Source organism: Schumannella luteola (assembly GCF_013408685.1).
GTDB lineage: Bacteria > Actinomycetota > Actinomycetes > Actinomycetales > Microbacteriaceae > Schumannella > Schumannella luteola.
The window spans coordinates 199,825-214,036 of the sequence record NZ_JACBZY010000001.1 but is presented as its reverse complement, the minus strand read 5'-3'; the positions used below and the strand labels follow the sequence as shown (position 1 = coordinate 214,036).

Sequence of the window (14,212 nt, the reverse complement as noted above, 5' to 3'; positions counted from 1 at the left end):
GGCGACGGAAGTAGGGTGGATGCGATGAGCGATCAGCAGTCGAACGCGCCGGCGCCGCAGCCCGGCCACGAGCGCTACGCCGCTCCGCAGTTCACCGGGCCGCAGCCGCCGGTGGGCCCCGATGGGACGCCCCTGGTGCCGCCGAGCACCGAGCAGGGCGCCCCGGTTCAGCAGGCCCCGCAGTCAACCTGGGGCCAGCAGCCGGCGCAGGCCCAGCAGGCCGCGTGGGGCCAGCCTGTTCCGCCGTCGGCTCCGCAGCAGCCGACTGTGCAGTCCGCGCCGGCTCCGCAGCCCGGCGCTCAGCCCCCGTTCCCGGCAACGCACGCGCAGTCGATGTCGCCCGTTCAGCCGGGGCAGTCCGCGCCGCCTGCTCAGCCGGGGCAGTCCGCGTCGTCGGTTCAGCCGGCACAGCCGGAGCACCCGGCCTTCCCGCCCGCGCCGCAGTTCGCCGCGTCCCCGGCGGCGAGTCAGTTCCCGCAACAGCCGGCCCCTCAGCATCCCGTCGCGCAGCATCCGTACTCCCCGCAGCCGACCCCGCAGTCGGCGCCGCAGCCGACCGGAGCCCCCGCGACGCCCGCCCGCGGCGTCACCGCGGTCGCGCCGCAGGGATTCGGAGCGCAGTCGACCACCCCGGCGCCGCACGCCGCTCCGGCGGCATCGCCGGCGCCGCTGCTGCAGGCGACGCCGCAGTTCACCGGGCCGCAGCCGTCGGTCGCCGCGGGGTCGGCCGACGCCCCGAGCGCCGCCGACGCCGCGAAGTCCTCCGCTAAGCCGAAGCGCGCGACCGGCGTGATCGCGATCCTGTTCGTCGTCGCGATGGGGATCGCCACGGTGATCGGCATCGGCGTCGCCGCCGAGTCGGCCACGGGAGCGATCATCTGCTCGATCATCGCGATCGGATGCGGCGTCGCCGCCCTCGCGGTCGGACTGACCGCCACGATCCTCGGCCGGGGGCGCGCCCTCGGCGTCCTCGCGATGATCCTCGGCGTGGTGCTGAACCCGCCGATCGTCGCGTTCGTCACGAACCTGGGGAGCTGATGAACGACACCACCGAGCCGGACGCCGGCCGATCGAACGCCGACGCCCGAGCGACGCGCGTCGTCTCCGACCTCTTCGACGCGGAGCTGTGGCGCGAGGTCGACGGCTTCGGCGACCTGACCGACATCACCTACCACCACGACACGACCGGACGCATCGCCCGCGTCGCCTTCGACCGGCCCGAGGTGCGCAACGCCTTCAGGCCGCACACGGTCGACGAACTCGCCGCCGCGCTCGACGACGCGCGCCAGAACCCGCGCATCGGCGTCGTGCTGATCACCGGCAACGGGCCGAGCCCGAAAGACGGCGGCTGGGCGTTCTGCTCCGGGGGCGACCAGCGCATCCGCGGCCGCGACGGCTACAAGTACTCCGATCAAGAGGCCGCCGTCACGCCCGAGGGGCGCGCCCGCGCCGGACGCCTGCACATCCTCGAGGTGCAGCGCCTCATCCGGTTCATGCCGAAGGTCGTCATCGCGGTCGTGCCCGGCTGGGCTGCCGGCGGCGGCCACTCGCTGCACGTGGTCTGCGATCTCACGATCGCGAGCCGGGAACACGGCCTCTTCAAGCAGACGGACGCGGATGTCGGCAGCTTCGACGCGGGCTACGGCAGCGCGTATTTCGCGAAGCAGGTCGGGCAGAAGTTCGCCCGCGAGGTGTTCTTCCTGGCGGAGACCTACGACGCGCAGCGCGCGCTCGAGATGGGCGCTGTGAACAAGGTCGTGCCGCATGCCGAGCTCGAGTCGACCGCCGTCGAGTGGGCGCGCACGATCCTCGGCAAGAGCCCGACCGCGATCCGCATGCTCAAGTTCGCGATGAACGCGACCGACGACGGCATGGTCGGGCAGCAGATCTTCGCCGGCGAGACCACCCGCCTCGCCTACGGCACCGACGAGGCCGTCGAGGGCCGCGACTCCTTCCTCGAGAAGCGGGAGCCCGACTGGGCGCCCTTCCCGTGGCACTACTGAGTTCGCTCCGCGGGGTGCGCCCGTGACCCGCCCGCTGCAGGTTCTCGAACACGGCGCCGACGTCTTCGCGGCGCTGCGGGCGGCGCTCTCGGGCGGCCCCGCGATTCTGCCCCTGGCCGCCGGCGAGCGCGCCGACGGGCCCGCGCTCGCCGACCTGCCGGCCGAGGTCGAGCAGAAGGTCGCACTCGTCGTGCAGACGAGCGGATCGACCGGGCGCCCGAAGCGCGTCGCGCTCTCGGCGGATGCGATCCTCGCGAACGCGGGCGCCAGCCAGGCCGCGCTCGGCGGGCCGGGCCAGTGGATCCTCGCCCTGCCGACGCACTACATCGCCGGGCTCAACGTGCTGAGCCGTTCCCTCGCAGCCGGCACCGAGCCGGTGACCGTGCCGGGTGAGCACTTCACCGCGGCCGGCTTCGTCGCGGCGGCCCGCGAGCTGAGCATCCCCGAGCGCTTCGTCGCGCTCGTGCCCGCGCAGCTGCAGACGCTGCTCGACGACCGGGAGGCGCTCGCCGAGCTGCGCCGCTTCCAGCGCGTGCTCGTCGGCGGCCAGGCGACCCCGCGCGCCCTGCTGGAGCGGGCCGAGGATGCCGGCGTCGCCGTCTCGCGCAGCTACGGCTCGAGCGAGACGAGCGGCGGCTGCGTCTACGACGGCGTGCCGATCGGCACGACGACCGTGCGGATCAGGGACGGCGAGGTGCAGCTCGGCGGGCCGAGTCTGGCCGAGGGCTACCTCGGCGACCCCGAGCTGACGGCCGACCGCTTCGTCACCGACGAGGGGCAGCGCTGGTACCGCACGGACGACGGCGGCCGGTTCGACCCGGACGAGAGCATCGACGCCGGCCCCGACGCGGTCGCGACCCGGCTCGTCGTGATCGGGCGGCTCGACGACGTGTTCATCTCCGGGGGCATCAAGGTGTCGCTGGGCGCGATCGAGCGCGTGCTGCGCGAGCTGCCGGGTCTGACGGATGCGGTGGTCGTCGCCGGCCCCGACGAGCGCTGGGGCGAGGTGCCGGTGGTGTTCACGGCCACGGCATTCGACGGGTCCACCGGCTTCACCGCGGACGACTCGCATCGGGCGATCGCCGAGGTCGGTACGCGTCTCGGCGCGGCGGCGCGACCGCGGGGAATCCTCTCGCTGGATGCCCTGCCGCTGCTCGCGAGCGGCAAGCCCGATCGGGTGGCCCTGCGCCGGAGGCTCGCCCGTCCGAGCTGAACGGTGCCGTCATCGCCCTGGCGGGCGCGGCGCCGCCTACGGAGCGGCTGCCCAGGTCGCGCGCTGCGGGCGGCAGAGCGCCGCACGATCTCGGCAGGGCCGCGGAATATCGTGCGGCGAGTGCAGGATCGCCGCAGGATCCTGCACCGAGCCCGGGCCGGAGCTCGACGGGGCTCATCGACGCACGCCCTAGGATTCCCCTCGTGGCACGACCGAAGCAGCAGCGCATCGACCCCCGCAAGCTCGACGACGCGATGAGCGACTCGTCGTCGGACACGGCGAAGACCGCGAAGACCCCGGTCCCGAAGGGCAGCGCGTCGACCGCGAAGAAGGGCGGCGCGACGCCGAAGGCGAACGGCGGCGTCACGAAGACCCGCCGCACCGCCGCCGGCCCGGCCTCGGCCGCCGCGCGCGCCGGTCGCGCCGAGAACAAGGAGGCGCGCGGCGGCGTCACGGCCGCCGCCCCGCGCCCGGGCCGCAGCGGACGCCCCGGCGGTCCGCTGCCCGGCGCCCCCTCGGCGCGCAAGGCCACGGTCGGCGACTGGATCAGCGGCGCCCGCCCGCAGACCCTCGCCCTCGCGATCGCCCCCGTCGCGCTCGGCACCGCGATCGCCGGGCTCACGGCCGGCGGATGGTCGCAGCACTGGGTGCGCGCCCTCGCCTGCCTCGTCGTCGCGCTCGCGCTGCAGATCGGCGTGAACTACGCCAACGACTACTCCGACGGCGTGCGCGGCACCGACGCGGTGCGCCAGGGCCCCGCCCGCCTGGTCGGCTCGGGCCGGGCGAAGCCGCGCACGGTGCGCAACGTCGCCTTCGTGTTCTTCGGCATCGCGGGTCTCGCGGGGCTGTTCCTGACCTGGCGCAGCGGCCAGTGGTGGCTGCTCGCGGTCGGCGCGGTCTGCATCCTCGCCGCCTGGTTCTACACGGGTGGCAAACGCCCCTACGGCTACAACGCGCTGGGCGAGCTGTTCGTGTTCGTGTTCTTCGGCCTGGTCGCGACGGTCGGCACGATGTTCGTGCAGGTCGGCACGGTCGTGCCCGAGGCCTGGATCGCCGGCGTCGCGGCGGGCCTGTTCGCCTGCGCCGTGCTCATGGTCAACAACCTGCGCGACCGCGAGCAGGATGCGAAGGCCGGCAAGCGCACACTGTCGGTGCTGATCGGCGACCTGCCCTCGCGCATCGCCTTCGCAGTGCTGCTGCTGGCGCCGTTCGGCATCAACGTGTTCTTCCTGCTGCTCTTCGACAACGCGCTCTACGTGTTCTTCGTGCTGATCGCGGCCGTGCCGGCCGTGCTCATCACGCTGACGGCGAAGACGTCGAAGGAGCTGGTGCTGGCGCTGCGGCTCAGCGTGCTGAGCTCACTCGCCTTCGGTCTGGCGCTGGCCGCGGCCATCGCCTTCTGACGCGGGGGCGGACGGCGCCACCGTGTCGCCCGCATCCTCGGCGTCTTCGACCGACTCGTCGGTCGTGCGCCGCGGCTTGCGGTTGGCGAGCTGCGTCGCCACCTCGTCGCGCTGCCCGCGGAAGAAGATGAAGCCGACGCAGAAGCCGACGACGGCGGCGATGAGCCCGGCCCAGACGTAGTGGAAGCCGAGCAGCAGCAGCACGGCGAAGACGAGGGCGAAGACGCCGACGCGGATGAGGGCGTAGCGCAACCAGGCGGGCATCCCCCCAGTGTAGGAACCCGCGGCAGGGAGTCCGCCCGACGCCCACGCGCCGGCCGGCCTGCCTGCACGCCGGGCCTGCCCGGACTCGGCTCCCATGCCCGGCGCGTAGGATGCGCTTCATGGCTAGGTTCGCGGTGATCTACACGGTCGTCACCATCGCCGCGGTGATCGTGTCGATCGTCGACATCGCCCGCATCGAAGATCACCGTGTCAAGCACCTGCCGAAGCTCGGATGGATCATCATCGTGGTCGTGCTGCAGCTGATCGGCGCCGTGCTGTGGTTCGCGCTCGGCCGTGAGCGCTCGTCGGAGAGCGCCGCCCGGCAGGCCCGCGAGGCCGGTCACCCGGTCGGAACCGGGTCGCTGCGTCTCGGCCGCCCGGTCGCCCCCGACGACGATCCCGACTTCCTGCTGCAGCTGCGCAAGGAGCGTGAGCAGGAGGAACGCATCCGCAAGCTCGAGGAGAAGCTCGCCGAGCTCGACGATGACAGCAAGCCCCAGGACTGACGCCCCGGCGAGCGCGTTCGCGGCACGATTCCTGCGGGGCCTGATCGGCCTCGGCGTGCGCGATCTGGTGCTCTGCCCGGGTTCGCGCTCGCAGGCGCTGGCGCTCGCCGCCGCCGAGTTCGAGCGCGCCGGTGCGCTCACCCTGCACGTGCGCATCGACGAGCGCGGCGCCGGCTTCCTCGCGCTGGGGCTCGCCGTCGAGACCGGGCGCCCGGTGCCCGTCGTCATGACGAGCGGCACCGCCGTCGCCGAACTTCATCCCGCCGTGCTCGAGGCCTCGCACTCCGGTGTCGCGCTGCTCGTGCTCAGCGCCGATCGCCCCGCCGAGCTGCGCGGCCGCGGCTCGAACCAGACCACCGTGCAGCCGGGCATGTTCGGCGGCGCCGTGCGCGCCGAGTGGGACGTGCCGGCCCCCGACGCGTCGACCGACATCGCCGGCGAGGTGGATGCGCTGGTCGCCGAGATCGCGGAGGTGCTCGCTGCGCCGCTCGGCGGGGCGACGGTCGAGGGCACGACGTTCGCCGGCGCCGCGGCCGCCGGTCCGGGCCCGCTGCACGTGAACCTGCAGTTCCGCGAGCCGCTCTCCGGCGCGCTGCCGGCCGAGGAGCTGCGGCTGCTGCGTGAACTGGCGGCCGCATCGGATACGGCGGAGTCCGCGGCTCGCGCCGACGCCGCGGCGCCGACCGCATCGACCGACCGGGCGCCCCTCGTACTGCGCCCCGAGCCCGGCACCGTCGTGATCGCCGGAGCGCGCGCGGGGGAGCGGGCCGAGCGCCTCGCCCGCGAGCTCGGCGCCCCGCTGCTGGCCGAGGTGTCGAGCGGCGCCCGCTTCGGCCCCAACGCCGTGCCCGCCTACCGCGCGCTGCTCGACGAGCCGGGCTTCGGCGACGAGATCCGCCGGGCGATCGTGCTCGGCCAGCCGACGCTGAGCCGCCAGGTGCCCGCGTTGCTCGGGCGTGCCGACGTCGAGACGATCGTCGTGCGCGCCGCCGGGCGCGACGCCTACGACCCGCACGGCACCGCCCGCATCCTCGACGGCTCCGCCGACATCGTCGTCGAGGGCGAGCTGCCCGCCGACACCCGCGCCTGGATCGGGCGCTGGGTTTTCGCGTCGCGTGCGCTGCTCGAGCAGCGAGCCGAGGAGGCCGGAGCCGTCGACCCGCCGGCCGCGATCGACAGCACCGACTACCGCGAGCGCGCGGCGTTCGCCCGCTCGCAGCTCGAGCGGATGCGCCGCCCCGTCACCCGCGACGAGCTCGTCGGCGCGGTGTGGGCGGCGACCTGGCCGCACGATCGCCTGGTGCTCGCGGCGTCGCGCCTCATCCGCGTCGCCGACGACACCGTTCCGGGACGCCGCATCCGGGTGCACGCGAACCGCGGACTCGCCGGCATCGACGGCACGATCGCGACCGCGCTCGGCATCGCCACGGCATCGCAGCGCCGACCGCGCGGCGCCGGCGCCGACGATCCGACAGCGCCCGGAGCTCGCGCGGCCGCCGGCACGACCCGGCTGATCATCGGCGACCTCGCTCTGCTGCACGACGCCGGATCGCTGGCGCTGCCGGCGGGCGAGCCGCACCCGCGCATCCAGGTCATCGTCGGCGACGACGGCGGTGGCACGATCTTCGACGGACTCGAGGTCGCGCAGAGCGCCGATGCGCAGCTCTTCGACCGGGTGCAGCTGACCCCGCAGCCGGTCGATCTCGAGGCGCTCGCCCGCGCCTACGGCTGGGAGTTCCGCCGCGTCGCGAATCGGGGCGAGCTGGATGAGGCGTTCACCGCGTCGTCCGGCCCGGCGCTGATCGCGGTCCCGCTGACGCGCTGACGCTGTCGGTCCGGCCGGGCGCTGATACGACATACCGTTCGGTCTACTGCAAGCGCAGAACCCGTACCCCGACGCTCGGCCCTGCACTAGACGTTTCACGCCCCGAATTCGACCCCAACCCGATTCGCCATCGGCTCCGAATGTCCTCGTTCTGCTGATTTCCCAGTGCGGAACGCCTGTTCTCCGACGCCTGACGCGCAACTCCAGGTGCTGTCGGCATTCCGTACCCCATTCGTACCCCGATTGTGTCGAAAGTCCCCCTGCATGGGGACTACGTCGCGTACCCCGGTCGCTCGCACACTGGATAAAACGTTTGCGGAGCGCTACCCGATTCGAGCCGCAAGCGACCGGACGCTCGGGCGGTGACCCGAAACCATCCCCGAGCGTCCGGATCGATCAGGACCCGACACCGAAAGCACGCCATGCACGCCCTCCGCCGCATCCCGCTCTCCCGTCGCGCCCGCACGCTGACCGCCGCGATCGTCGCCGGCGTCGTCGCGCTCGCCGCCGTGATCGTCGCCGTCAGCCCCGCGCACGCCGCCGGCACCCCGCTGCTCACCGACACGTTCACCACGAACACCGTCGCGAACCCCTACTACGTCGAGGGCGGCAGCTACACCCCCTGCCTCACCGTCGCGGGTGCGCCGAGCGCGCAGACCCCGGCCAGCTGCGCCGTCGGCCCCAACGACGCCAGCGGCACCGGCGCGCTGCGTCTGACCACGAACACGGGCAACCTGTCGAGCTACTTCCTCTACAACAGCCCGCTGCCCTCGCGCGCCGGCCTCGACATCCAGTTCACGCAGTACCAGTACGGCGGCAACGGCGCCGACGGCATCTCGTTCTTCCTCACCGACGGCCAGTACCAGCTGACCAGCGTCGGCCCGGTCGGCGGCTCGCTCGGCTACAACACCCGCAGCGGCGTTCCCGGACTCGCGCACGCGCTGCTCGGCATCGGCCTGGATGCGTGGGGCAACTACCCGGTCGAGACGAACGACACCCGCGCCGCCAGCACCTGCAACCAGAGCTACATCCCCGCGAAGAACGCCTCCGGCGGCAATGACGTCGTCAAGAACATCCTCGCCGTGCGCGGACCCGCGGGCGACGTGACCGCGGCCGGCGGCTCGACCACCGGCTACTGCCTGCTCGCCCCGCGCGTGCAGCTCTCGTCGATCGCCGGCGCCCCGCTCGCGACGACCGCCGCGCAGACCCCGAAGCCCACCACCCGCGGCACCGGCGTGCCCGTGCGCATCACGGTCGACCCGCCGAACGTCACCGACCCGAAGGTGCGCGTCTACTGGAACTACAGCGCCGCCTCGACCACCCCGACCATCGAGGTGCCCGAGCCGGCGGAGCTGCTCGCCGCCTCCACCTTCAAGTTCGGCTGGGCCTCGTCGACCGGCGGCTCGAACGACGTGCACGAGGTCAACGCCCTCAGCATCTCGACGATCAACCCGATCCAGCCCGGCGTCACCCCGACGGTGTCGGCGCCGACCACCGCGGTCGCCGCGAACGGCACCACCACGAGCGCGGCGAGCGCGGCCCTGAAGTTCGCCTCGACCGACGGCCCCGCCACGAGCCCCGTCTCGGTGACCGTGTCGCTCGACTCCGGCGCCTTCGCCGGCGCGCCCACCGGAACCCGCTGGAGCTGCCCGACGCCCGCCGCCGGCGCGACCTCGATCGTCTGCAACTTCACGCCCGACACCGCGCTCGACGTGCCCGGCACGACCAGCCCGGCGCTGAGCATCCCCGTCACCTCGACCAAGAGCGGCGCCGTCAAGGTCTCCGCCGTCGTCGCGGCGACGAACAACACGGTGACGGATGCGAACCAGCGCACCGCCAGCGCGAACGTGCCCTTCGCCCCGGTCGCGAAGAACGTCTCGGGCACCGGCGTCGCCGCCGCGACGAACCCCGCCGCCGTGTCGCTGACCGCGTCGACAACGTCGAGCGCGACCACCGGCACCACCTCCTACGCCGTCGCCACCGGCCCGGCCCACGGCACGGTCGTCGTGACCGGCAGCACCCTGAAGTACACGCCCGCCGACGGCTACAGCGGCGCCGACAGCTTCACCTACACGGCCACCGCCGACGGCCAGACCAGCGCGCCGGCGACCGCGAGCGTCACGATCACGCCGACGAACGCCGCGACCAGCGCCAGCACCTCGGCGGGCACGGCCGTCAGCGTCGACCTCGCCGCGCTCAGCGCCGGCTCGTCGCTCAGCTACGCCACGCGCAACCCCTCGGCCGGCGTCGGCCAGCTGCAGGTCACTGCCGGCGGCCTCGCCACCGTCACCCCGGCCGCCGGATTCTCGGGTGACGCGACCTTCCAGTACCAGGTCACCGACGCACCGGCGGGCGGCGTCAGCGGCTGGAAGACCGTCACCGTGCACGTCGCGCCGATCACCGCCGACGTCGCCCAGACCGGCACCCTGAACGCCGCCGGGGATGCGACCCTCGTCACCGCCGCGCCCGTCACCACCGCGGCCGGCACGAAGACCTTCGCCCTCGTCGCGGGCAGTGCCTCCACCGGCGCCCACGGCACGTTCTCGATCGACTCGGCGACCGGCAAGGTCACCTACGTCGCCGCGAACGGCGAGAGCGGCGTCGTCTCGGTGCGCTACACCGTGGCCGCCGACGGCGGCGCGAGCAGCGAGCACACCGCGACCTTCACCGTGCGTCCCTACGCGGCCGGCGTCAGCGCATCCACCCCGGCGGATGCGGCGATCGACCTGCCGAAGCCCGCCCAGAAGGGCAGCGACCTGCACTGGGCCATCACGACCGACCCGACCCACGGCACCGCCACGGTCGACTCGACGACCGGCGTCGTGCACTACGTGCCGGCCGCCGGGTACTCCGGCCCCGACAGCCTCGTGCTCACCCCGACCAGCGGCAGCGGCGCGAGCGCCGTCGCCGGCGACCCGGTCACCGCGAGCATCACGGTCACCCCGATCGCCCGCCCGGTGAGCAGCAGCACCGTCGCCTCGGCCACGCCGAGCGCCGTCGACATCGCGATCGACGCCACCGGCGGCACCTCGGCCTCGCCGCTCACCGTCAGCGCGACCACCTCGGATGCGCGCATCGCCTCGGTCTCGGTCGTGAACGGCGCCGTGCGCATCACCCCGGCCTCCGGCGCGAGCGGCAAGCTCGTCGCGAACTACACGGTCAGCGACGGCACCAGCACCGCCACCTCCACGGCGACGCTGAACGTGACCCCGGTCGCGACCGCCGCCGAGCTCAGCCTCGACAACGGAACCGGCGCGAGCTTCGGCCTGCCCGCCCCGACCGGCACCGGCCCCGTCACCTACACGCTCGTCTCGGGCAGCGTGGGCACGATCAGCGGCTCGAGCCTCGTCGTGCCGACGCAGCCCGCCGGCACCAGCGGAACCCGCACCGCGACCTACACGGTCACGACCGACGGCCTCACCAGCGCCCCGGCCACGATCACCGTGCACGTGCTGCCCACCGCGCAGTCGACCACCGTGTCGACCGACGCCGGCCAGGCCGTCACGACCGACCTGAGCGCGCTCAGCGCCGGCACCGATCTGCACTGGACCGTCACCCAGCCCCCCACCGGCACCGGCTCGGTCACCGTCACCTCGGCCGGCGTCGCCACCTTCACCCCAGCGACCGGCTACACCGGCACGACCAGCTACACCTTCACGCCGGTGGATGCGCAGGGGAATGCCGCCGCGCAGCCCGCGACCGTCACGGTCAAGGTCGTGCCCGTGCTCGCGGACCTCGCCGCGTCGACCACGCTCGATCAGGACGGCACCGCCACGGTCAGCGCGCAGCCGGCGACCCAGCCCGGCTCGCCCGTCTACGAGCTCGTCGGCGGCGCCACCTTCGGCGACGCCTCCATCGACGCGGCCACCGGCAAGATCACGCTGAACGTGACCGACGGCCACTCGGGCGTCTCGACGGTCGACTACCGCGTCACCTCGGGCGGCCAGACCAGCGCCACCCACCACGCCGTCTTCACGGTGCGCCCGAGCGCGCAGAACGTGAGCGGAACGACCACCGCCGGCACCCCGAACGGCGTCGCTGTCGACCTGCCCGCCCCGGCGAAGCAGGGTACAGATGTGCGCTTCGCGATCACCGCGGGCCCCGCCCACGGCACCGCCACGGTGAACGCGACCACCGGCGTCGTGCACTACGTGCCCGCCGACGGCTGGTCGGGCGCCGACAGCGTCACGCTCAGCGTCACCAGCGGCACCGGATCCTCCGCCGTCGCCGGAGCGCCGATCACCGCCGCGGTCACGACGAAGCCCGTCGCCCGCGACGTGCAGCAGGACGCCACGGCCACCGTCGCCGCTCAGACCGTCGCGGTCGCCGCCGACGCGACCGGAACCGGCCTGACCGTCGTGCCCGCCGCATCCACCGACCCCCGCGTCACCGGCGTGACCGTCGCCGACGGCGCCCTGCGGATCGCCCTCGCCCCCGGCGCCGCCGGCACCATCGCGGTCGACTACACCGTCGCCGACGGCACCAGCTCGAGCGCGACGGCCACCGCCACGCTGCACGTCGCCCCGGCCGCCTCTGCCGACGAGCTCGCCGTCGACTCGGGCGCCAGCGCCACGCGTCAGCTGCCCGCCGCCACCGGCACCGCGCCGAGCTACCGCCTCGACGAGGGCTTCGGCGACGGCATCCTCGCCACCGTCAGCGGCGCCGGCGCGCTCACCGTGCACACCACCTCCGGCCAGAGCGGCACCTTCACGGGCTCGTACATCGCGACCAGCGACGGCGTCGACAGCGCCCCGCAGACCATCACGCTGCACGTGCTGCCCACTGGCGCCGACACGACCCAGACCACGGCCGCGGGTCAGGACTCCGCGCCGCTCGACCTCGGCGCGCTCTCGAAGGGCACGAGCCTGCACTGGGAGATCACCCAGCCCGCCGCCGGCGGCACCGTGACGATCGACCAGAGCACCGGCAAGGCCGTCTTCCACCCCGCGAGCGGCTTCGCCGGCACCACGAGCTGGACTTACGTGCCGGTGGATGCGCAGGGCAACCGCGCCGCCGCCCCGCTGACCGTCGACGTGACCGTGGTCCCGACCGCTGGTGACGCCGCCGCGACGACGAGCCTCGACCAGCACGGCGACGCCACGGTCACGGCCACCCCGACCGGACTCGGCACGAACGACGACGGCGCCAAGCACTACGCCCTCGTCGCGGGCAGCGGCCCCGCGAAGGGCACGGCGTCGATCGGCGCGACCACCGGCACGATCAGCTACACCGCGGCGAACGGCGTCTCCGGCGTCTTCACCGTGAAGTACACGGTCACCGAGGGCGGCGTCACCAGCGCCGAGCACACCGCGACCATCACCGTGCGCCCCTACGCCGCCGGCGTCACCGGCAGCACCACGGTGAACCAGTCGGTCGAGCTGGATGCGCCGGTCGCCGTCGGCTCGCAGCCCTTCGTGTGGAGTGTGCAGACCGGTCCGCAGCACGGCGCCGTCACCTCGCTCGACGCCGCCACCGGGCAGGTCGTCTACACGCCCGCCGACGGCTACGCCGGCGACGACGCGATCGTGCTCCAGCTGGCCGACGCCCGCGGTGCGAGCACCACGGTCGCCCTGACGGTGCACGTGCACCCAGTCGCCGCCGCCGTCAGCGCGTCGACCTCCGCCTCCGCCGACCCGCAGCCGATCCGCATCCCGCTGGCCGGCTCCGGCACGATCGACCACTACGAGATCACCACGCCGCTCGCGGCCGACCTCGGCACCGCGGTCATCGACGGAACCGATCTGGTCATCACCCCGGCCACCGGCGTCAGCGGCAAGCTCCCCGTGGGCTACCGCGGCGCGACCGCCGACGGCAACGCCAGCGCTCCCGCCACCGCGACCCTCACTGTCGCGCCGGTCGCGCAGGGCGGTGCGATCACCGTCGCCAGCGGCGGCACCAGCTCGGCCGAGCTCGGCGCGCCCGTCGGCAGCGGACCGCTCACGGTCGCCGTCAGCTCGCCGCTGTCCGCCGGCATCCACTCGGCCAGCGTCGACCCGGCCACCGGCCGCGTCACGGTCACGACGGATGACGACTTCAGCGGCACCGCCTCCTTCACCTACACGGTGACGAGCGGCAGCGGCGCGGGCGCCGTCACGAGCGCCCCGGCGACCGTGACCGTCACGGTCGACCCGACCCTCGTGCCCGTCGCCCCGGCGACGACCACCGCCACGGCCCCCGGCGGCAGCGCGCACCCCGTGCACGCCACGCCGAAGGCCACGGGCAGCGGTCCGCGCACCTGGGCTCTCGGCAGCGACGTGCCCCCGGCGAGCTCCGGCGCGACCGAGATCGACCCGGCCACCGGCGAGATCGTCTTCGCCCCGGCCACCGGCTTCAGCGGACCCGTCGACATCCCCTTCACCGTCACCGACGGCAACGGGGTCGCGAAGAGCGGCGTGTTCCACGTCGACGTCGACCCGCTCGCGGCGCCGACCTCCGACGCCGGCCGCTCCCGCGGCGTCGCGGGCGCCACGCAGACGCTGACGCCCGCCGCCCCGGTCGGCACCGCGCCGTTCACCTACCGCATCAGCACGCCGCCCACCGCCCAGCAGGGCACCGCCACGATCGACCCCGCCACCGGCGTGATCACCTTCGTGCCCGCCGCCGGGTTCGTCGGCGACGCCGCGGTCTTCTACGAGGTCGTGGATGCGAACGGGCTGGTCAGCGACCCCGCGGTCGTGATCTTCACGGTCGACCCGGCGGCTCCGGCCGGCGGCGACACCGGGCTCGGCGGAGGCGCGGGCTCGGGCTCGGCGGTCGGCGGCTCCGGCACGACCCGCGGCTCGGGCGTGGCCTCCCTCGCCCACACCGGTGTCGACGGCATCCTGCCCCTGGCGCTCGGCCTGCTCGGCCTGTTCGCCGGACTCGCGATGGTGCTGCTCGCGGTGCGTCGCCGCAGCCTCTCCGCCGGCGAGGAGGCGTGACGCGCTGACCTCCGGAGCGCCGCCCGTCGGCGCTCCGGACCCAGACCGCGGGCCGGACGGATCGTCCCCAGACCGGCC

8 protein-coding genes are annotated in these 14,212 nt (G+C 74.1%); 7 read left to right on the top strand and 1 reads right to left on the bottom strand.

The features are described 5' to 3' along the window. Positions 1-24 precede the first annotated feature (24 nt). The 4 genes from BJ979_RS00970 to BJ979_RS00955 all read left to right on the top strand — a co-directional run bounded on the left by BJ979_RS00970 (position 25) and on the right by BJ979_RS00955 (position 4,619). Positions 25-1,038 (top strand): DUF308 domain-containing protein, encoded by a 1,014-nt coding sequence (locus BJ979_RS00970; RefSeq protein WP_179564327.1) that lies wholly within the window; start codon positions 25-27, stop codon positions 1,036-1,038. Further along, positions 1,038-2,003 (top strand): 1,4-dihydroxy-2-naphthoyl-CoA synthase, encoded by a 966-nt coding sequence (locus BJ979_RS00965; RefSeq protein ID WP_179564325.1) that lies wholly within the window; start codon positions 1,038-1,040, stop codon positions 2,001-2,003. Before BJ979_RS00970 ends, BJ979_RS00965 begins: the two co-directional genes overlap by 1 nt. A gap of 22 nt (positions 2,004-2,025) precedes the next feature. Further along, complete coding sequence (locus tag BJ979_RS00960) at positions 2,026-3,216, top strand: AMP-binding protein (RefSeq protein ID WP_179564323.1); 1,191 nt, start codon at positions 2,026-2,028, stop codon at positions 3,214-3,216. A 203-nt stretch (positions 3,217-3,419) separates the two neighbouring features. Next, on the top strand, positions 3,420-4,619 hold the full coding sequence (locus BJ979_RS00955; protein WP_343046539.1) for a 1,4-dihydroxy-2-naphthoate polyprenyltransferase: 1,200 nt from the start codon (positions 3,420-3,422) through the stop codon (positions 4,617-4,619). On the opposite strand, the gene BJ979_RS00950 is transcribed toward BJ979_RS00955, so the two are convergent. Then, on the bottom strand, positions 4,575-4,883 hold the full coding sequence (locus BJ979_RS00950) for a DUF4229 domain-containing protein (protein WP_179564321.1): 309 nt from the start codon (positions 4,881-4,883) through the stop codon (positions 4,575-4,577). The two genes, BJ979_RS00955 and BJ979_RS00950, sit on opposite strands and share 45 nt — an antisense overlap. A gap of 119 nt (positions 4,884-5,002) precedes the next feature. Between BJ979_RS00950 and BJ979_RS00945 the strand changes: the two genes are divergently transcribed. The 3 genes from BJ979_RS00945 to BJ979_RS17835 all read left to right on the top strand — a co-directional run bounded on the left by BJ979_RS00945 (position 5,003) and on the right by BJ979_RS17835 (position 14,134). After that, positions 5,003-5,389, top strand: a complete 387-nt coding sequence (locus tag BJ979_RS00945; protein WP_179564319.1) for a PLD nuclease N-terminal domain-containing protein — start codon at positions 5,003-5,005, stop codon at positions 5,387-5,389. After that, on the top strand, positions 5,367-7,214 hold the full coding sequence (gene menD, locus BJ979_RS00940) for a 2-succinyl-5-enolpyruvyl-6-hydroxy-3-cyclohexene-1-carboxylic-acid synthase (RefSeq protein ID WP_179564317.1): 1,848 nt from the start codon (positions 5,367-5,369) through the stop codon (positions 7,212-7,214). The genes BJ979_RS00945 and menD overlap by 23 nt, the downstream gene beginning before the upstream one ends. 422 nt (positions 7,215-7,636) lie before the next feature. Continuing rightward, a complete protein-coding gene (locus BJ979_RS17835; protein ID WP_179564315.1) occupies positions 7,637-14,134 on the top strand; it encodes a tandem-95 repeat protein in 6,498 nt (2,165 codons plus the stop codon). Positions 14,135-14,212: the final 78 nt, after the last annotated feature.